This window comes from Crossiella sp. CA198, from assembly GCF_052078295.1.
GTDB lineage: Bacteria > Actinomycetota > Actinomycetes > Mycobacteriales > Pseudonocardiaceae > Crossiella.
This window is the reverse complement of the sequence record NZ_JBQJIM010000037.1, coordinates 1-18,269: the sequence shown is the minus strand read 5'-3', so window position 1 is coordinate 18,269 and position 18,269 is coordinate 1. Positions and strand designations below refer to the sequence as shown.

At 70.2% G+C, this 18,269-nt stretch carries 17 protein-coding genes, 1 pseudogene and 1 riboswitch; of the genes and pseudogenes, 9 read left to right on the top strand and 9 right to left on the bottom strand.

The annotated features are described in order from the left end of the window. The first annotated feature begins 39 nt into the window (after positions 1-39). From ACTOWY_RS40070 to ACTOWY_RS40060, 3 genes are all read left to right on the top strand, one after another. Positions 40-459 carry a nuclear transport factor 2 family protein gene (locus ACTOWY_RS40070; RefSeq protein WP_441314823.1) on the top strand — a complete coding sequence of 140 codons (420 nt, stop codon included), beginning with the start codon at positions 40-42 and terminating at the stop codon, positions 457-459. Further along, positions 449-850 (top strand): hypothetical protein, encoded by a 402-nt coding sequence (locus tag ACTOWY_RS40065; protein WP_441314822.1) that lies wholly within the window; start codon positions 449-451, stop codon positions 848-850. The genes ACTOWY_RS40070 and ACTOWY_RS40065 overlap by 11 nt, the downstream gene beginning before the upstream one ends. Before the next feature lie 197 nt (positions 851-1,047). After that, on the top strand, positions 1,048-1,374 hold the full coding sequence (locus ACTOWY_RS40060) for a hypothetical protein (RefSeq protein ID WP_441314821.1): 327 nt from the start codon (positions 1,048-1,050) through the stop codon (positions 1,372-1,374). A gap of 126 nt (positions 1,375-1,500) precedes the next feature. Here the strand turns inward: ACTOWY_RS40060 and ACTOWY_RS40055 are convergent, their stop codons facing one another. Together ACTOWY_RS40055 and ACTOWY_RS40050 are read right to left on the bottom strand one after the other, a co-directional pair. Beyond that, on the bottom strand, positions 1,501-2,856 hold the full coding sequence (locus ACTOWY_RS40055; RefSeq protein WP_441314820.1) for a haloacid dehalogenase-like hydrolase: 1,356 nt from the start codon (positions 2,854-2,856) through the stop codon (positions 1,501-1,503). 11 nt (positions 2,857-2,867) lie between these two features. Next, the gene (locus tag ACTOWY_RS40050; RefSeq protein ID WP_441314819.1) at positions 2,868-4,256 is read right to left on the bottom strand and encodes a fumarylacetoacetate hydrolase family protein; all 1,389 of its coding nucleotides are present in this window, start codon (positions 4,254-4,256) and stop codon (positions 2,868-2,870) included. Positions 4,257-4,390: 134 nt separating this feature from the next. Here ACTOWY_RS40050 and ACTOWY_RS40045 point away from each other — a divergent pair, with 134 nt between their 5' ends. From ACTOWY_RS40045 to ACTOWY_RS40030, 4 genes are all read left to right on the top strand, one after another. Then, a complete protein-coding gene (locus tag ACTOWY_RS40045) occupies positions 4,391-5,968 on the top strand; it encodes a PucR family transcriptional regulator (RefSeq protein ID WP_441314818.1) in 1,578 nt (525 codons plus the stop codon). Between the two features lie 164 nt (positions 5,969-6,132). After that, on the top strand, positions 6,133-7,773 hold the full coding sequence (locus tag ACTOWY_RS40040; RefSeq protein ID WP_441314817.1) for a cellulase family glycosylhydrolase: 1,641 nt from the start codon (positions 6,133-6,135) through the stop codon (positions 7,771-7,773). 104 nt (positions 7,774-7,877) lie between these two features. Next, positions 7,878-8,639 (top strand): DddA-like double-stranded DNA deaminase toxin, encoded by a 762-nt coding sequence (locus ACTOWY_RS40035; RefSeq protein ID WP_441314816.1) that lies wholly within the window; start codon positions 7,878-7,880, stop codon positions 8,637-8,639. After that, positions 8,636-9,091 (top strand): Imm1 family immunity protein, encoded by a 456-nt coding sequence (locus ACTOWY_RS40030; RefSeq protein ID WP_441314815.1) that lies wholly within the window; start codon positions 8,636-8,638, stop codon positions 9,089-9,091. Before ACTOWY_RS40035 ends, ACTOWY_RS40030 begins: the two co-directional genes overlap by 4 nt. Positions 9,092-9,126: 35 nt before the next feature. On the opposite strand, the gene ACTOWY_RS40025 is transcribed toward ACTOWY_RS40030, so the two are convergent. Continuing rightward, complete coding sequence (locus tag ACTOWY_RS40025; RefSeq protein ID WP_185005597.1) at positions 9,127-9,438, bottom strand: DMT family transporter; 312 nt, start codon at positions 9,436-9,438, stop codon at positions 9,127-9,129. Between the two features lie 36 nt (positions 9,439-9,474). Next, positions 9,475-9,539: riboswitch (guanidine-III (ykkC-III) riboswitch) on the bottom strand. A 76-nt stretch (positions 9,540-9,615) separates the two neighbouring features. Here ACTOWY_RS40025 and ACTOWY_RS40020 point away from each other — a divergent pair. Next, positions 9,616-10,596, top strand: coding sequence for an aldo/keto reductase (locus ACTOWY_RS40020; RefSeq protein WP_441314814.1), 981 nt, complete (start codon positions 9,616-9,618; stop codon positions 10,594-10,596). A 19-nt stretch (positions 10,597-10,615) separates the two neighbouring features. Here ACTOWY_RS40020 and ACTOWY_RS40015 read toward each other — a convergent pair whose 3' ends face one another. Then, positions 10,616-11,395: an SDR family oxidoreductase gene (locus ACTOWY_RS40015; RefSeq protein ID WP_441314813.1), complete on the bottom strand. Its 780-nt coding sequence runs from the start codon at positions 11,393-11,395 to the stop codon at positions 10,616-10,618. A gap of 163 nt (positions 11,396-11,558) precedes the next feature. Further along, positions 11,559-12,302: an AfsR/SARP family transcriptional regulator gene (locus ACTOWY_RS40010; RefSeq protein ID WP_441314812.1), complete on the bottom strand. Its 744-nt coding sequence runs from the start codon at positions 12,300-12,302 to the stop codon at positions 11,559-11,561. Positions 12,303-12,465: 163 nt separating this feature from the next. Between ACTOWY_RS40010 and ACTOWY_RS40005 the strand changes: the two genes are divergently transcribed. Continuing rightward, positions 12,466-14,061, top strand: a complete 1,596-nt coding sequence (locus tag ACTOWY_RS40005; RefSeq protein WP_441314811.1) for a BTAD domain-containing putative transcriptional regulator — start codon at positions 12,466-12,468, stop codon at positions 14,059-14,061. A gap of 9 nt (positions 14,062-14,070) precedes the next feature. Here ACTOWY_RS40005 and ACTOWY_RS40000 read toward each other — a convergent pair whose 3' ends face one another. From ACTOWY_RS40000 to ACTOWY_RS39985, 4 genes and pseudogenes are all read right to left on the bottom strand, one after another. Continuing rightward, on the bottom strand, positions 14,071-14,886 hold the full coding sequence (locus ACTOWY_RS40000; protein WP_441314810.1) for an alpha/beta fold hydrolase: 816 nt from the start codon (positions 14,884-14,886) through the stop codon (positions 14,071-14,073). Between the two features lie 10 nt (positions 14,887-14,896). Further along, on the bottom strand, positions 14,897-16,087 hold the full coding sequence (locus ACTOWY_RS39995) for a cytochrome P450 (protein WP_441314809.1): 1,191 nt from the start codon (positions 16,085-16,087) through the stop codon (positions 14,897-14,899). Continuing rightward, the gene (locus ACTOWY_RS39990) at positions 16,084-17,991 is read right to left on the bottom strand and encodes a B12-binding domain-containing radical SAM protein (RefSeq protein WP_441314808.1); all 1,908 of its coding nucleotides are present in this window, start codon (positions 17,989-17,991) and stop codon (positions 16,084-16,086) included. The genes ACTOWY_RS39995 and ACTOWY_RS39990 overlap by 4 nt, the downstream gene beginning before the upstream one ends. A 151-nt stretch (positions 17,992-18,142) precedes the next feature. After that, positions 18,143-18,269, bottom strand: a pseudogene (locus ACTOWY_RS39985) (IS630 family transposase); the annotation flags it as partial.

Sequence of the window (18,269 nt, the reverse complement as noted above, 5' to 3'; positions counted from 1 at the left end):
TCCAAGACACCACCGCACCCTCCCAACCAGAGTGCGGGCATGGACATCATCCAGAACGCCTTCCAGGCGCTTGCCAGTAGCGACCCCGACCGGATTGCCGCCGTGTTCGCCGAGGACGCGGAATGGTTGTCGCCGCCGGAGAACGCGGTCGCCGTGGCGCTCAAGACAACCCATCACATGGTGGGGCGGGCGGCGATCGTGCGGTTCTTCGCGGTGGACTTTCCCGGCCTCTTCACCCGGGACGTGGCCGTCGAGTTCCGCGGGCTGCACGGCGACGGTGAACGAGCGACCGTCGAGGCGACGTTGGCGGCGACGCTGGCGAACGGCAACCACTACCGCAATGACTACTGCTTCGTCTTCGAGTTGCGAGGCGGGTTGATTCACCGGGTCCGGGAGTATGTGGACACCGCTCGCGGGCACCGCCAGGTGTTCGGCCTAGGGTATGGCGGTGAGCGTTGAGTTTGAGGCCTGGGTTACCGAGTTGGTCGGGGATGCCATTGAGGCGGGGCTGGTGCACCGGATCGAGGTGCGGTGGTCCCAGGTCCGGGGAGACCAGGTGATCAAGGTCGAACTCACCGGGCCCACGCCGCACCGGCTGGTGTTGCGGGTACAGCAGGGCGGGGCGCTGCTCGACGTGGACGGGTCCGCGGCGATGGAGTTCGCCGAGGACGACGAGCGGGATCTGCGGGACCTGGAACACGTGCTGCGCGCCTACTGCCGCGGCGAGCTGGAGGTCCTGGTCGACCTGGGCGATGGCGGCTACCGCGCGTTGCGGGCCAGTGGGGGACAGCTCGGGTTCCCGGGGTCGGCGGTGCGGCTCGGGCGGGGGGAGTGGCGCCGGGTCGGCTGAGCGCGAGGCTGGCAGGATGCTGCCGTCGACTGGCCGGAGTGATCACGGCGGGGCAGGCTTGCCGGGTGATGTGCTGGTGTCGGAGTGGATCGGTCGGGACCCGGGCGGCCGGGGTGTTGCTTGGGCTGGGATTGCTTGCGGCGTGCGGGAATCCGGCGCCACCGGCCAACCCGGCTTCGGCATCGGCGGAGACGAGTGTGACCACGGTGCCGACCTCGGCGACTCCGGCGGCCAAGCCGCATGTGCTGGAGCTGGAGGTGACCGGCTCTGCCGTGATCACCACGCTGACCTTCACCCTGGACGGGCAGGTCAGCGAGGAGAAGGGGGTCAAGCTGCCCTGGCGCAAGACGGTCGAGGTGCCCTTCGGCGGCGGGAAGCACGAGTGGCGGCTGACCCTGCAGCACAGCGGCGGGAACATGATCGCGACCAGCATGGTGAACGGGAAGCCGCTGACCCGGACCGGTGGCAGTGGGTCCCCAGGCAGCACCAACACCGCCAACCTGTCCGGCACCTTCCGAGACTGACCGCCGCCAACGCCACCGTGTTGGCCGTTGTCGTACGGCGTGTTGGCCATTGTGGACGGTGTGTTGGCCGATTGGCGTACCAGTTCGGCCAACACCGTGTACGACAACGGCCAACACGCCGGTGGGTTACCGGTCCTGCTGGTCCGGGATCACGGTGCCGTCGGCGCGCAGCAGGGGGCCGCGGGTGCCGTCGGGGTGGACCGCGCCCGCCGTCGAGCACGGGTACGGGCCAGTCTTTGCGGGCATCGGGTCGATGAACATCGGGTTGGGCAGCCAGCGGCCGTCGGCGTTGTCGTAGGCGCGGCACATCAGCTCGGGCTTGTTGCGGTTGAGCGCCAGGTGCGCGCCGGTGGCGTCGGCGACGAAGGTGACGTCGGTGTCGGCGTCGCCCGCGCCCAGCGCGATCCGGTGCGCCGGGTCCTGCTGGTTCCAGGCCGCCTTGCCCTGGACGCCGAAGATTTCCTGGTTGACCAGGCAGCGTTTGCCGTCGATGTAGGGCAGGGCATCGGGATCGTCGCCGCAACCGAAGGACTCGGTGGTGAGGCGGCCGTGCCGGGTCTGGTTGCGGATGCCGATGGTGTGGCCGCGGCTGACGCCCACGCCGCCGGACCAGGCCTCGGCGATGGGCTCGGCGCTGGCGGAGACGATGTAGACCTCGAAACCGGCCCGCCGCAGGGTGCGGATGAGGTCCTTCTGCTGGTCGTAGTAGCGGATGTAGCCGGCGATGGTGTGCGTGCCGACGGTCTGCTTCGCGCCGATGGGGGCGCGCAGCTGTTCGGCGCGGGCCTTGCGGGCGAAGGACATCAGCGTCGCGGGGGTGTGCCCGGCGAACAGGTTCGGCACCCACACGTAGGAGGGTTCGGTGCGGCGGTGGTTCCAGTCGCCGACGAAGGCCGCCGCGCCGCCCATGGTCCGTGAGCGCTCGCGGATCTCCATGATCTCGTCAGTGCAGGCGGTGTTGGCGGAGGTGGGCAGCGGCCTGCCGACGGGAGTGGCGGTGCCGCAGGCCGCGGTGAGGGCCTGATCGGCGGCGGGGGAGAGCCACTTGCTGGTGCTGGTCCAGCTCTGCGGGCGCAGGATCTTGTCGTGTTTGAGCGCCCAGGCCAGGGTGGCGTCGGTGATGTCGTTCTTGATCACCGTGTTGTCCCAGTCGAACACCGCGACCGGGCGTGGACCGGGCTTGCCTGCGCAGCGGCCGCGTTCGTCGATCATCCGCTGCAGCTTGGCGCGGTTGTCGCCGTGCCAGGGCAGGCCGGGGTCCAGCTGGGGGCAGTGCGCGGACTCGCCTGCCGGTGTGGCCTGGGCCGGGGTGACACCGGTGAGCAGGCCGAGCGCGGCGCACAGCAGCACGGTGGTGGCCTTGCGCGGGGACATCGTGCGCACAGTGATCATCTCCAGGTTGTGGTGACCGGCGCCGCGATCATTCACCGCGGCTCCCGGATCCCGCAACCCGCTGTGCCCGTTGGTGTCCGCGATGTCCACTTCGGACTGGTCTAGCCCGCCTGCTCGGCCCCGCCTGCCCGGAACCGGTTGGTCCACACCGTGTTCATCGGGTACAGCCCGGCCAGCCCGGCCCCCGCGCGCACCTGCTCCCGCACGAACCCCTCCCGCGCCTCCTGCTCCACCGCCGACCGGGCCACCTCCTCGGCCAGCCCCGCTGGCACCACCAGCAACCCCTCCGCATCCCCGACCAGCACATCCCCCGGCTGCACCAGCACCCCACCGCAGGCCACCGCGACCTGGGACTCCCACGGCACATGCCGGGTCTCCAGCCCCGCCGGATGCCCGTCGCGGTGGTACACCGGCAGCGACAGCCCGGCGAAGGACCCCGCCGCCAGCAGCGGGCCGTCGGTGACGATGCCCGCCGCGCCCCGGCCGGCCGCGCGCAAGGCCAGGATGTCGCCGATGGTGCCCGCGCCAGGGTCCTGGCGGGCGTCGATGACCAGGACCTCGCCGGGGGCGATCTCCTCCACGGCGTGGGCGCGCACGTCCAGGCCGGACTGGTCCAGCCGCCAGATGTCCTCGCGCACCGGCAGGCAGCGCAGGGTGCGGGCCACGCCGACCAGGCGCAGGTCGGGGCGGGTGGGGCGGACGCCGGTGATCAGATGGTTGGCCACGCCGTGCTGGCGCAGCTGGGCGGACAGCGTGGCGGTGCTGACCTCGCGCAGGCGGGTGATCGTCTCGGCGGCCAGGGTGCCGGGGCCGTGCGCGGCCTGGCGTTCGGTCTCGCCGAAGGCGGGCTGGGCGCCGGGCACACCCAGGGGTTCGGGGTCCTGGCGGATGCGGGCACGCAGCGGTGGACAGCCGGTGAGGGTGACCTCGACCCGGTCGCCGGGGTCGACCAGCGGGGCGCGGGGCGGGCCGCCGGTGAGGATGAGGTCGCCGGGTTCCAGGGTGAGGGTGCGGGAGAGGTCGGCGACCAGGTAACCGAAGTCGTGAGCGAGGTCGGCGGCGGTGACCTGGTGGGCGAGTTCGCCGTTGATGTGGCAGGTGAGTTCCAGCGTGGACAGGTCGGTGGTGCGCAGGTCCAGGCAGGCCGGGCCGAGTGGGGTGGAACCGTCGATGCCGTTGCTGCGCAAGGCCGAACCGTCGTCGGCGGCGTGCAGGTCGAACACGGTGAACTCCAGCGCCGCGGCCAGGCAGGCGATGCGGCCGAGGGCCTCCGCGCGGGTCACCCGGCGGGTCCGTTCGCCGATCACCAGCGCGAACCGCGCGGTCGCGCCCAGCGCCAGGCAGCCCTGCGGACGCAGCACCACCTGGTCGTCGCCGGTCAGCGCGGTGGCCGGCTTGAGGTAGTAGGAGGGGTGCCCCGGCCGGTGCGCCCGGACCGCGATGACCTTGCCAGGGCGCTGGGATAGCGGGCCATCGTCATCGGCGGGCACCGGGAGTCCCTTCCGCTGGAGGCGAGAACTGGGTCTTCGCAGCTTGCTACTCCGGCGTCAACCTGGACAATGGCGGTCCCGCCATACTTCACCGGGGCACCGGTGTCGGATCCGACATCAGCCGAGGAGGAGCCGTGACCGCCGCCCGCATCACCCTGGCCGAACTGGTCGAGCTGCTCGGCCCCGCGCTGGCCGGGGTGGTGTGCGCGCCGCACGGCCTGGCCCACCCGGTGGGTGCGCCGGAACTCCTGGACACCACCGATCCGGCCCCGGTCGAACCGGCCGCGCTGCTGCTGGGCATCGGGCTCGCGCCCGGCCAGCTCCGGCTCACCACCGCCATCCAGCGGGCCGCCGCCGGGCAGGCCGCGGCGCTGGTGATCAAGAGCAGGGGGCGGTCCCTGGACACGGTGCGCGCGGCAGCCGAACTGGCCGGGCTGGCGGTGCTGGACGCGGCCGCCGAACTGCCCTGGCCGCGGCTGCAACTGTTGTGCGCCACCGTGTTGCGCACCGACACCGTGGTGACCGGCCCGGTGCCGCCGCTGGCCGCGCCATTGGCCACGGTGCCCACCGGGGACCTGTTCGCGCTGGCCAACGCCACCGCGGCACTGGTCGGCGGGGCGGTGGCGATCATGGACACCGACCACGTGGTGCTGGCCTACTCCAGCCTGGCCGGCCAGCGCATCGACGAGACCCGCCGCCGCGGCATCCTGCTCCGCCGGGTGCCCGAGGACGCGCTGCCCTACCACCTGCTCGCCGAGGTCTGGCACAGCCAGGAACCGGTCCGGGTGGCCCGGCCCGGCGACATGGTGCGGCTCGGCCTGGTCATCCGCGCCGGGCCCGAGGTGCTGGGCTCGCTGTGGGTGGTGGTGGAGGACGAGGTCGATCCCGCCGACTGCACAGCCGCCCTGCGTCAGGCCGCCCACCTCGCCGCCCTGCACCTGCTGCAGTTGCGCAGGCACGCCGACGCCGACCAGGACCGCCGCAACGCCGCGCTGCGCACCGCGCTGGACTCCGCCGAACACGCCACCGGCCTGGACCTGCCCGCCTACCTGCTCGCCCTCGCCCCGCCCGCCGAGGCCGAACCCACCCAGCGCAGGCTCACCGGCAGTCACCTGCTCGACCTGGCCGTGCTGGCCGGCCGCGCCTTCGGCATCGAGGTGGCCGCGACCCTGGCCCAGGACCGGCTTTACCTGCTGCTGCCCGGCGGCGAACCCGAGCGCACCCAGGCGGTGATCTTCGCCGGACAGCTGCTGGACCGGGCCAAGGCGAGTCTGCGCGGGCCGTGCCGGGCGGTGCTGGGCGGGTTGATCACCACCCCGGCGGAGTTGTGCGCGCAGCGCGCGGATGCCGACGCGGCCCTGACCCACCTGCACCGCACCGGCGTCACCGGGCTGGCCGAGCTGGACGGGCTGCGCACCGAGATCGTGCTGCGCCGGGTCACCGACCTGGTGGCCGCCCGCCCCGAACTGCGCACCGGCCTGGCCGAGCGGATCCGCGCGCACGACGAGCGCGGCGGCGCCGAGTACGGCCACACCCTGCTGACCTACCTGCGGGCTTCCGGCGACATCAGCGCCACCGCGGAAACCCTGCACGTGCACCAGAACACCGTGCGCCAGCGGCTGCGCCGGGCGGGCGAGCTGTTCGGCATCGATCTTGGCCGCCCCGAGACCCGGCTCGCGCTGTGGCTGGAGCTGACCGCGGCGCAGGGCTGATTGCCGGGAAATCGTTGACATCCTGGCCAAACGAAGGAAACCTTCCTAACTAACCGCCGCTGCTCGTCCCATCCCTGTCAGTTCAGTGGGAGGCACAAGTGGCACTCCGCCCTCGATTATTCGCCCTGTTGGCGGCCATCGCGATGGTTGCGCCAACCTCGGCCATGGCCAGCGCGGCCCCGGCCCCGGCCGAGTACCAGGCCGAGACCGCGACCATCTCCAACGGCGTGGTCGAGTCCAACCACGCCGGGTTCACCGGCGCCGGCTTTGTCAACTACGACAACGAGACCGGCAGCTACGTGGAGTTCACGGTCAACGCCGCCACGGCGGGACCGGCCACGCTGATCTTCCGTTACGCCAACGGAACCACGGCCAACCGGCCGCTGAACATCACGGTGAACGGCACGGCCGCGGTCAGCGGGCTGGCCTTCCCCGGCACGGGCGCCTGGACCACCTGGCGCACCGCCACCGCCTCGGTCACCCTGACCGCCGGGGCGAACAAGATCCGCGGCACCGCGACCACGGCCAATGGCGGCCCCAACCTGGACCGCCTGGACGCCGAGACCGGCAGCGGTGAGCCGGACGTCGAACCGCCCACCATCCCAGGGAATCTGCGCTCCACCGCGGTCTCGGCCACCAGCGTCACCCTGGCCTGGAACGCCGCCACCGACAACGTCGGCGTGGCCGGGTACGAGGTCCAGCGTGACGGTGTGACCGCGGGCAACCCGACCGAGACCGGCACCACCGTCGGTGGCCTGAGCCCGAACACCAGCTACACCTTCTCGGTGCGGGCCAAGGACGCCGCGGGCAACCTGTCCGGCTGGAGCGCGAGCATCCAGGTGAAGACCTCCACGGGTGGTGGCGGTGGCCGCCCGGCCGACATCAACGGGCAGCTGCGCGTCTGCGGCGTCAAGCTGTGCAACCAGTACGGCAAGCCGATCCAGTTGCGCGGCATGAGCACGCACGGCATCCAGTGGTACAGCCAGTGCGTGAAAACGGCCTCGCTGGACGCGCTGGCCACCGACTGGGGCGGCGATGTGCTGCGCATCGCCATGTATATCCAGGAAGGCGGCTACGAGACCGACCCGCGCAAGTTCACCGACATGGTGCACGGCTACATCGAGGAGGCCACCAAGCGCGGCATGTACGCGCTGGTCGACTGGCACCAGCTGACCCCGGGTGACCCGAACTACAACCTGGCGCGGGCCAAGACCTTCTTCACCGAGATCGCCCAGCGGCACAAGGACAAGACCAACATCATCTACGACATCGCCAACGAGCCCAACGGCACCGCGTGGGCCAGGATCAAGACCTACGCGGAGCAGATGATCCCGGTGATCCGCGCGCAGGACCCGGACGGCGTGGTCTTCGTGGGCACGCACGGCTGGGGTTCCTTCGGTATCTCCGACGGCCGCGACGAGTCCGACATCATCAACAACCCGATCAACGCCACCAACTTCATGTACACCTTCCACTTCTACGCGGCCTCGCACCACGACGAGTACTTCAACTCGCTCCAGCGGGCCGCCACCAAGATCCCGATCTTCATCACCGAGTTCGGCACCCAGACCTCCAGCGGCGACGGCGGAAACGACTTCGCCTACTCGCAGAAGTACCTGGACTTCCTGGCCGCCAACAAGATCGGCTGGACGAACTGGAACTTCTCCGACGACAGCCGCTCCGGCGCGGTGTTCAAGGCAGGCACCTGCGCCGGCAGCAACTTCACCGGCACCGGCGTGCTGAAGCCGGCCGGGGTCTGGATCCGCGACCGCATGCGGACTCCGGACGAGTTCCCGACCGGCTGATCCCGGACGCGGGCGGCCGTCGCACGGCGGCCGCCCGCGTTCACCGCACCTTGTCACGGTGGTCCTCGATGCCACCATGAGACGGTGTCGAGCAGGGGGTTGCTGTGGGTGGGCCGACGATCGCGCAGGTCATCGCCGGAGTGCGACAGGCGCTGGCCAAGGTCGAGGACGGCGCGACGGCGCTGGGGCAGGCCGCGGACGCGCTGGAAGAGGCCATCAACACGAGTGACGAGTGTTTGGTCGGCGGGTCCGGCTGGGACGAGGTGGTTCCGCCGATCCAGAAGGCCCGCGAGCGCGTGCTCGATGACCTGAAGCTGTGTCAGCGGGTGACCGGCCTGGGCAACACCATCATCACGACGCTGAGCGGACCGGCCCCCGGCACGGCTGTCCCGCCCGCGGTCGCCACCGGCACGGCAACCCGGCAGCCACCCCGCAGTGCGGATCGGTCGGCGGTCCCTGTCGACCCGGAGTGGTCCACCCGCGCACGGGCGCGGCTGCCCGCGCGCAGACCTGGCGGCCAGACCCACGGCGAGTACGTCGACCAGGATGGCATCACCCACGCCGTCGTCAGCGGCACCGAAGAAGGCGTCTCCACCGAGCTGGGTGCGTTTCTCGGCCGGCAACGGCTGATCCCGCCACGGTTCCGTGGCGGGGTGGACACCATCACGCATGTGGAACTCAAGGTGGCCTGGCGGATGCGAACGAGCGGCACTAGCCACCTCACCCTGGCGATCAACAACAAGGTGGACACGGGCATGTACGGCTGTCATCGGCTGCTGGCCTGGGTGCTGCCCACCGGCTATACCCTGGAAGTACATGATGATCTGGGCAAGCACATCTACAAGGGCAAGGGCGGAATGCGATGACCTGGACCGCGTCGTTCGAAGTCCAGACCGCGGACGGGCTTGAGGAGATCACCGCGACCAGCCCAAGCGAGATCGACGGCGCGCTGGCCCGGCTGCTGAAGGCCGACTATGTCCACATCCCGACCGTCCATATCGTCGAGCGGCCCACGTTCGGCCCGGCTGAGATGCCCGACCACGGACTCAAGATCGATTTCTGCGTGCCCCGGCAGCTCGGCGCGCTGGCCTACTTCGGCGAAGTCCCCGAAGACCCGGAAGGCTGGGCGTACATGAGCCTGGCCACCGAACCGGTCACCGACCCACCTGAGCTGTACCGGGACCTGGGTGGACCCGTGGCGTTCCCGGCCAACGCGGTGATCCCGTTCGACGCGGTTGAGCGAGCGGTGATCCGGTTCTGGGAGCTGGGCGGGCAGCGGCCGGACAGTGTGGCCTGGCAACCAGCGGAGAGCTGGTAGGGCTCCGACCGGCGAACACGCGCGGCCGCCCGCGTTCACAGCACCTTGAGCCCGACAACTCCGGCCACGACCAGCCCGAGGCAGAGCACCCTGGCCACGGTCACCGGATCCTGGTTGGCCACCATGCCGTACACCGTCGCGCCCACCGCGCCAATGCCCACCCAGGCCAGATAGCCGGTGCCGACCGGGATCTGCCGCAGCGCATAGGCCAGGCCGCCCATGCTCAGCACCAGCCCCACCACGAACACGATCGTGGGAACCGGCCTGCGCAGACCATCGGACACACTGAGCGCGACCGCCCACACAGCCTCGAAAACACCAGAAATGACCAGCACAACCCACGCCATCAGACACCTCGCAGCAGCAAGTAACCGACATTGCCCACTGCGCCGTCTTGTCGAAGCCGGGTACGACGCGCTCGTCCGGGGCCGCCGTCGCCGACGACCACCACCAAGCTAACACGCGCCGCGCGCGGGACAGGACCTATGCTCTGCCTGAGCGTTCGAACAGGGAGAGTGCGCACGGTGGAGAAGCGAGTTCTGGGGCGGACCGGCAGGCAGGTCGGCGTGGTGGGGCTGGGCGCCTGGCAGCTCGGCGCGGACTGGGGCGAGGTCGAGGAGGACCAGGCCCTGGCGGTGCTGGAGGCGGCCGCCGCGGCGGGTGTGACGTTGATCGACACCGCCGATGTCTATGGCGATGGCCGCAGTGAACGCCTGGTCGGCCAGTTCCTGAAGTCCCACGGTGACGGGATCACCGTGGCCACCAAGATGGGCCGCCGGGTCGAGCAGGATCCGGCCAACTACACCCTGGACAACTTCCGCGCCTGGACCGACCGTTCCCGGGCCAACCTGGGCGTGGACACCCTGGACCTGGTCCAGCTGCACTGCCCGCCCACCGCGGTCTTCTCCTCGGATGAGGTCTTCGACAACCTGGACACCCTGGTCGCGGAAAAGCGGATCGCGGCCTACGGCGTCAGCGTGGAGACCAGGGCGGAGGCGCTGACCGCGATCGCCCGCCCCGGTGTGGCCAGTGTGCAGATCATCCTCAACATGCTCCGGCTGGGTCCGCTGGCCGAGGTGCTGCCCGCCGCGGCGGCGGCCGGGGTGGGCATTCTGGCCAGGGTGCCGCTGGCCAGTGGGCTGCTTTCCGGGCGGTACAACGAGAACACGGTCTTCGCGCCGAACGACCACCGGACCTACAACCGGCACGGCGAGGCCTTCGACGTCGGCGAGACCTTCTCCGGTGTGGATTTCGCCATCGGCCTGGAAGCGGTGCGGCGACTGGCTCCGCTGGTGCCGGACTCGGCGACGATGGCCCAGTTCGCGCTGCGCTGGATCATCGACCAGCCGGGGGTGAGCGTGGTGATCCCGGGCGCGCGCAACGCCGAGCAGGCCCGCGGCAACGCAGCCGCGGCCGATCTCGCGCCGCTGGACACGGAGATCCTTGCCACGGTGCGGGCGGTCTACAACGAGCTGATCGCACCGCAGGTCGCCGACCGCTGGTAAGGCTGGGCAACAGGTTCGGTCAGCCCCGGCCGATCAGCGGCATCGTCGTGGCCACCACGGTCATGAACTGCACATTCGCGGCCAGGGGCAGACCGGCCATGTAGCGCACCGCCTCGGCCACGTGCGCCACGTCCATGGTCGGCTCCGGCGCCATCGACCCGTCGGCCTGCAGCACCCCGGCCTTCATCCGCTCGGTCAGTTCGGTGGCCGCGTTGCCGATGTCGATCTGCCCACAGGCGATGCCAAAAGCCCTGCCCTCCAAGGAAATCGACTTGGTCAGCCCGGTGATGGCGTGTTTGCTGGCGTTGTAGGCGATCGCGTTCGGCCGCGGCACCTGGGCGGAGATCGAGCCGTTGTTGATGATCCGCCCGCCGCGTGGGTCCTGGTCGCGCATGAGCCGGAAAGCGGCCTGGGCGCACAGGAACGCGCCGGTGAGGTTGGTGTCCAGCACTCGCTGCCACTGATCGAGGGCGAACTCGGCCAGGGGAGTGGCGGGCGCGTTGACCCCGGCGTTGTTGAACAGCACGTCGACCCGGCCCCAGCGCTCGCGCACGGCGGCGAACAACGCGTCCACCGAGTCGGGCAAGGTGACGTCGGTGGGCAGCACGAGCACCGACTCGGGCGGGGCGTCCGCGGCGGTGTCGGTGAGCGCGTCGGCCCGCCTGCCCGCCAGCGCGACCCGGTGGCCGGCGGCGAGCAGTTCGCGGGCAACGGCGCGGCCGACGCCCGAACCCGCGCCGGTCACCACCGAGATCGGCGCTGGTGCACCGGTGATGTACCGGTCGTCCCTACTGTCCATCGGGTCAGTCAACCAGAGCGGGTTCTGGACCGATGACCATGATGTCGGGACTCGGCAGCAGCACTCGCGACCCGCCTCCCGTACCACTTGGGCCAACTGGCACGCCCACTTGAGCCAACCCGGCGTACCAGTTGGGCCAACTCGCCGGGACATCGTGGCGTGGTCAGGACGCCGGTGAAAGCACCCGCAGCCGCGCGGTCTGGAGGTCCCGACCCGGGGTGATGCCCAGTTCCTCCCACAGCAGTTCCTGGATGTGCCGGTAGGCCGCCAGCGCGTCCGCCCGCCGCCCCGCCGCCTCCAGTGTGGTCACCAGCCGTGCCCACACTCGCTCGTCATACGGCTGCGCCGCCACTGCCTGGCGCAACACGGCGACCGCCTCGGCGTGCCGGTCCTGGGCCAGCAGCGCGGTCACCAGTCCGGAGCGGCCGCGGTCCCGCAACTCGGTCAGCCGGGTCTGTTCCGGGAGCGCGCACAGTCCCAGCGCGCTGAACGGCGTGCCCCGCCACAGCCCCAGCGCCGCCTCGAACCGGTTGGCCGCGGTCCCGGGATCCACCGCGGCCAGGGCGTGGTGGCCGTCGGCGAGCAGGGTCTCGAACTCGGCGACGTCGAGGAGGGAAGCGCCGGGGTTGAGGCGGTAGGCGCCGCGTCTACTGTCGATAGACAGGGTGCCCAGGGGGCTGAACCGCTTGCGCCACTGGCAGATGAAGGCGCGCAGGTTGATCAGCGCGGACGGTGGTGGGTGCTCGCCCCACAGCGTCCCTACCAATCGGTCGGTATCGCACCACTGGCCGCGCCAGAGGGTCAGCGCGGTCAGCAGGGCCTGGGGCCTGGCCGGTAGCAGCGGTAGCGGCCGGTCCGCGTGCCACAACTCCAGGTGGCCGAACAACCGGAGCACGGTCTGGCTCATGGGGTGCCTTCCTCCCGTGGGGAGCACCCACCCTGGGCAGCGGCGGTTCAGCGGGCGTTCAGGGACGGTATTGCCGGGTACTGGCGGTGTTCCTGCCACTACTGGTTGCCATAGTTTCGCTGTGCCATGCTCGGGTGGGCAGGGAGGAGTCGAGGGGGCCAGGGTGCTGTTCCGGGTGTTCGGCGTGCTGGAGGTGCACGGGCCTGCCGAGGTGCTGGCCTTCGCCGCGGACAAGCCCCGCCGGATGTTGTCCGCCCTGCTGCTGCACGCCAATCGCTGGGTGCCCGACGACGAGCTGATCGAGGCGGTCTGGCCCGCCGGCCCGCCCCCGTCGGCCGCGGGCAACCTGAAGAGTTACGTGAGCCAGGTGCGCAAACTGCTCGCCCCGGTCGACACGCACGCCAACCGCCTGGAACGGCAGCCCGGCGCCTACCGGCTCACCGTGGCCCGCGCCGAACTCGACACCATGATCTTCGAGGATCTCCTCGGCCAGGCTGGCGACGCGCTCGGGGAGGATCCGGCGGGCGCGGTGGCGCTGGTGACCGAGGCGCTGGCGCTGTGGCGCGGGGAGCCGTTCGAGTCCCTGGAGGTGGAGGCGGCCCAGGTCGAACTGGCCCGGCTCACCGAGTTGCGCTGGTCGGCCCGCAACACCCTGGCCGACGCGCTGGTCGCGGCGGGCAGGCACAGTGAGGCCATCGGCCTGCTGCGCGCGATGACCACCGAGGACCCGCTCAGGGAACCGACCTGGCTGCGCCTGCTGGACGCGCTGGACGCGGGTGGGCGGCGGGCCGAGGCCCTGCTGGCCTACCAGGACGCGCGGCGGGTCATCGTGGACGAACTCGGCATCGAGCCGGGCGCCGCGTTGCGTGCGGCCCATCAGCGGTTGCTGGCGGCCGACGCGCCCGCCGGGCCGGGCAGCGGGCAACCGGCGGAACCGCCGACCACGTCCGCGCCGCCCGCACCAGCACCAGCCGCCACAGCCCCGCCCGCGCCCTCGGCGACTGGTCGGCGGCGGCCGCGGCGGTCCAGGATCATCGTGGCCGTCTCGCTCGCGCTGACCACGGTGCTGGCCGCCGGGCTGGTGATCGCCACCCAGTGGTGGCCGAAGACCTCCGGCGGATCGGCGATCACCGCGGCGGAACGGTACGGCTGGGGCAGACCGGTGCGCGCCGCGGAGTTCAGCACCGGTCTGGACGGCTGGATCGCGGCCGGACCCAGACCGGGGCAGGGCGGCCGCGGCCAACAGGTCCCGGAACAGATCAGCGTGCGGGACGATCTGGTGACCATCACCGGCGACACCAACGGCAACACCGGTTACCTGAGCCGCGCCGAGGGTTCCTTCCGCGGCCGCTGGGAGGCCAGGGTGCGGCTGCCCCCTGGCTGTGCCTGCTACCGCCCGCTGCTCACCCTGTGGCCGGTCGCCAACGACGACTTCCCGGCCGGCGGCGAGATCGTCTACCTGGAGGTCTTCGATCCGGAACGGCAGCGCGCGCAGTTCTTCCTGGCCAGCGGGAAACACCGGGATCGGTACAACGCGCAGCGCGCGGTCGACATGACCCAGTGGAACCACTTCGCGGTCGAGTGGACCGAGCACGGCCTCACCGGCTATGTCAACGGCGAGAAGTGGTTCCACACCGCGGAAAAGGACCGGCTGCCACCGCGCCCGATGCGTCCGACCATGAAACTGGACCTGGCGCAGGAGAACGATCTGCGGCCGGCGAGCATGGAGATCGACTGGATCCGCGAGTACCCGGTGTGACTCCCGGCGTCAGGCCGAGGCCGCCAGGTGTGCGCGGACCTCGGCCAGGTAGTCGGCGGGGCGGGTGAGCAGCAGTGAGTGCCCGCCGTCCGGGAAGAGCCGCAGCGTGTGGCCGGGATGCAGGTCGAGCAGTCGCCGCCGGTGGGTCGCGGTGATCAACAGGTCGTCCTCGGCGGCGAGGAACAGGGCCGGGCCGTCCCAGCCAGGCCGCAGGTCGCCGGAGTGCCGGGCCAGGTCGAGCAGCGTGGCCAAGGAGTTCGCCAGCCCGTCCCGCCCCGACCGGCGGTAGCCCGCCTCGACCTGGCCGATCCAGAACTCACCCTCGGCCGAGTCCTGCCACACCGAACGCAACGCGGTCCGCGCGGCGTCGATGGTCTGCTCCCACGGCGTGTTCCGGATGTCGTCGACCTTGCCCGCCAACCGGTCCACGTCCTCCGCGCCGTAGAGCCCGGTCCCACTGAACACCACCGAGGCCACCCGCTCCGGCGCACGCTGGATGAGCACCTCGGCGAGCATGCCGCCCGCGGACTGCCCGACCAGGTGCGCCCGGCCAATGCCCTCGGCGTCCAGGATGGTCAGGATCCCGTCGGCGAGTTCGGTCAGGGTGGTCGCGCTGGGCGGGTAGTCCACGGTGATCGTGCGGTAGGCGGGGTGCAGCGCGGGTGCGAGGTCCAGCCAGCTGATGCCGATGCCCGCGCCACCGGGCAACATCAGCACCGTTTCGCCCGCACCCGCGACGTAGTACCGCCACTGGCCCAGGTCCTTGGTCCGGTGCACCCGGTGGAACTCGGCCGCGCGCTGCTCGATCGTCTCGCCCCCATGCATGCCTACATGGCTACCAGGTGACCGGCAGGCTCACCAACCCGCCCGGCAGCAGGTTGTCCAGGAGTTCCAGTTCCTCCACCGGCACCGCCAGCTCCATGGTCGGGAAACGCTGGAACAACCGGCTGAACACCGCCTCCAGTTCCACCCTGGCCAGGGTCGCGCCAATGCACAGGTGCCTGCCGCTGCCGAAGGACAGGTGCGAGTTGGTCTCCCGGGAGATGTCGAAGGTGTCCGGGTCCTCCCAAAAGCGCGGATCCCGGTTGGCGGCGATGCCGCTGATCAGCACCGCCTCGCCGAAGTTGATGGTGACATCGCCGACCTTGATCTCATCGCGGGCGTAGCGGACGAAGTTGCCGCCGCCGGCGTCGGTGAAGCGCAGCATCTCCTCCACCGCCGGTTCCACCAGGGACGGATCCTCCAGCAGGCGCTTGCGCTGTTCGGGGTAGGTGAGCAGGTGCAGGGTGCCGAATTCCACCAGCACCACGGTGGTCATGTGCCCGGCGAAGAGCAGGCCGGTGGCCAGGCCCACCGCGTAGTCCATGTTGAGCTTGCCCTCGTCGTAGGCGCGGGCGATGTCGGAGATCACGTCCTCGCCGGGGTCCTTGCGGCGCTTCTCGATCAGCGAACCGGTGTAGGCGCGCAGTTCGGTGAGTTGTTCCAGGGAGTGCTCGCCGTTGAACATGTCCGCGGCGCCCTCGGACCAGATCCGGAACTGGTCCCGGTCCTCATACGGCACGCCGAGGAGTTCGCAGATCACCAGTACTGGCAACGGAAAGGCGAGTTCCTGGTGCAGGTCCACCGGCGGGGTCTTCTTGGCCATCTCGTCCAGCAGATCGTCGACAAGGCCGCCGATGCGGGGGCGCAGCATGCGCATGCGCTTGGCGGAGAAGGAACCGCCGAGCAGGTTGCGCATCAGGGTGTGGTCGTAGTCCTCGGTTTCGTAGGTGCCGACGGGGCCGCCCATCATCGCCGACTCGCTGACCTTGGCGGCGTTCTCCGGATCCGGGTGCGAGCGGATCAGGCGAGGGTCGGTGAACAGGGATTTGGCCTCGTCGTAGCGGGTGACCAGCCAGGCCTCATCGCCCATCATGGTGCGCACCTTGGTGATCGGGCGCTCGGCCTGCAGCGTCCGCAGCATCGGTGGAATGTCCAGGATGGTCGGACGGTCGAAGGGCAGGGCAGGCATGTCCTGGGTGGTCATCGGGCTTCTCCCGTCAGTGCGGTGTCGCAGACCTGGTATTCGGGCAGCATGTCCAGCATCTGCTCCAGCAGGTTGGCGCAGTACAGGCCGTTGGCGAGCGGGTCGTCCTCATCCGCGCAGACCTGCTTGTTCTTCCCGGTGAAGTCCAGGCGGACCCGGCGGACCGCTGGGTCGTCCAGCAGCTTGCGCTCGATGAGTTCGGCGACCAGGTGCGGCGGCAGATCCACCGTCATGTGGTGCTCGCCCAGCTCGAAGATGTCCACTTCCTTCAACGGCACCCCGGGTTCCTGCACCGGTTCGATGTAGGGGTAGGGCCGGGCCACCATGTCCAGCTCGAACAGCGCCCGCACGGTCGGATCCGACCACCACGGCTGGCTGGCGGCGAACTCGTGCATCAGCCGGTCGTTGTCCTGCCGCATGCTGTGCTGGATCCGGTGCGCCACCAGGCCGCCGTTGCTGTACTCGTAGTGGTCCAGGGTCTCCACCGAACGTTTGATGTAGCGGCACAGCTCGAAGTCCTGCCGCTCCTTGAAGAACGCTATCGCCGCCTTGAACACCTCGTCGAAGGGCGCGATGCCCTTGCGGTCCAGGTAGCTGGAGACGAAGTACAGCCCGCGCGAGTCGTACAGGGACAGCAACGCGTACCAGAACCACACGCCTTCGTCGTACTGCTCCCGGTTGACCCACTTGGTGCGCACCACCAGTTCGGCCTCGCCCACCGGGTTGGGCACCCGCTCGGTGACCACGCCGAAGATCTCCCGCTGCTCATAGATCGGCGTGTTGTGCAGCAACAGCTGCGGGTACACGTTGATCATGTCCGCGCCGGTGCGGCACAGCTGCACGATTCCGTCCACATAGGACGCCAGGGTTTCCCCGGGCAGCGGCCAGATCAGTTCGATGAAGGAGGGGATGTTGCGGGCCCGCAGGTCGCGCTGGAGTTCGGAGTAGGTCTCCCGCTTGATGTTCTTGCGTTCGATCAGGGTGAGCGCCTCGTCGCTGACGCTCTGCAGCGAGATCGGCTGGCGGGTGATCAGCCCGCCGCGCAACAGGATGTCCACGATCTTGGACACCCGCTCCGGGCTGTTCTTGGCCGACTGGATGGTCACCCAGTACGGGAAGCCATATTTTTCCTTGCACTCCACGATGTACTCGGTCAGCTCCACATCGCGGGCGGACAGGCCCCAGTTGGCATCGGCGATCATCACCGCGTAGATGTTGTTCTTGGCGATCCACTCGATGTCGGCCTTGACCCGGTCCATCTCGAAGCGGTGCACCTTGTCGTTGGTGGCCGCGCCCCAGTAGCAGAACCCGCAGCGGAACGGGCAGCCGCGGTTGGTCTCCAGCACCGCCACGTGGTAGGTCGAATCGGTGAACAGGTTGGCCACGAACGGACTCGGCACCTCGGTGAGTTCCTTGATCCGGGCGGCAGGCAGGGTGGTGGTCACCCGGCCGTCCCGGCGGAAGCTCAACCCGGGCACCCGGCCCAGATCCGGGGTCTCGCCCGCCAGTTCGCGCAGGTACTCCAGGAAGGTGATCTCGCCCTCGCCGTTGCACACCGCCACGTTGTGCGCCCCGGCCGGGATGTAGTCCTCGCCGTGGTTCATCACCTGCGGGCCGCCGAGCAGGTACTGGGCGTCAGGCCGCAGCCGGACCAGGTCCTCCAGCACCTCGCGGACCAGCGTGCCGTTCCAGATGTAGCAACTGAACGCGTAGATGTCGCTGTCCAGCGCGGCCAGCTCGGCGACCAGGGCGACCCGGCCGTCGGAGGTGTGCCGGGACAGGATCTCGAACTCGTACCGCTCCGCGATCGTCTCGTCCTGGCGGGCATAACTCTGCAGATAGCCAGAGACCAGGGGTAGGAAGCTGTGCCAGGAGTGGATCTCCACCAGTGCCACGGTCGTCATCTTGGTGCGCCTCCGTCCACTGGGCACAGAGCCCAAGGCGATGTCGGTCCCGGACCCTACGGAGGTCCGCTTGGCGCCGGACTGCACCAGACCTGGACGCGGGCCCCCAGCTGCTCCAGTGCCGGTGCAGCCGCATGACCAGCGCGGTTCTCTAAGCACCTGGCCAGAAGTCTTGTCCGAAACCTTCGGGTAGCCAGGGGCTGGTCCAAGGGGCGGCAGTGGTGAGGTGCTGCTCGGTGGTTCGGCTGCGGAAGTAGGCGTGGGTCTGGCGGAGGCGG

Bases quoted from the DNA above. Each gene is read 5' to 3' on its own strand.
- ACTOWY_RS39995 (WP_441314809.1), bottom strand. From the start codon at position 16,087: ATGACCACCCAGGACATGCCTGCCCTGCCCTTCGACCGTCCGACCATC.
- ACTOWY_RS39990 (WP_441314808.1), bottom strand. From the start codon at position 17,991: ATGACGACCGTGGCACTGGTGGAGATCCACTCCTGGCACAGCTTCCTA.
- ACTOWY_RS40000 (WP_441314810.1), bottom strand. From the start codon at position 14,886: ATGCATGGGGGCGAGACGATCGAGCAGCGCGCGGCCGAGTTCCACCGG.
- ACTOWY_RS40030 (WP_441314815.1), top strand. From the start codon at position 8,636: ATGACCTGGACCGCGTCGTTCGAAGTCCAGACCGCGGACGGGCTTGAG.
- ACTOWY_RS40070 (WP_441314823.1), top strand. From the start codon at position 40: ATGGACATCATCCAGAACGCCTTCCAGGCGCTTGCCAGTAGCGACCCC.
- ACTOWY_RS40010 (WP_441314812.1), bottom strand. From the start codon at position 12,302: ATGAGCCAGACCGTGCTCCGGTTGTTCGGCCACCTGGAGTTGTGGCAC.
- ACTOWY_RS40025 (WP_185005597.1), bottom strand. From the start codon at position 9,438: ATGGCGTGGGTTGTGCTGGTCATTTCTGGTGTTTTCGAGGCTGTGTGG.
- ACTOWY_RS40015 (WP_441314813.1), bottom strand. From the start codon at position 11,395: ATGGACAGTAGGGACGACCGGTACATCACCGGTGCACCAGCGCCGATC.
- ACTOWY_RS40040 (WP_441314817.1), top strand. From the start codon at position 6,133: ATGGCCAGCGCGGCCCCGGCCCCGGCCGAGTACCAGGCCGAGACCGCG.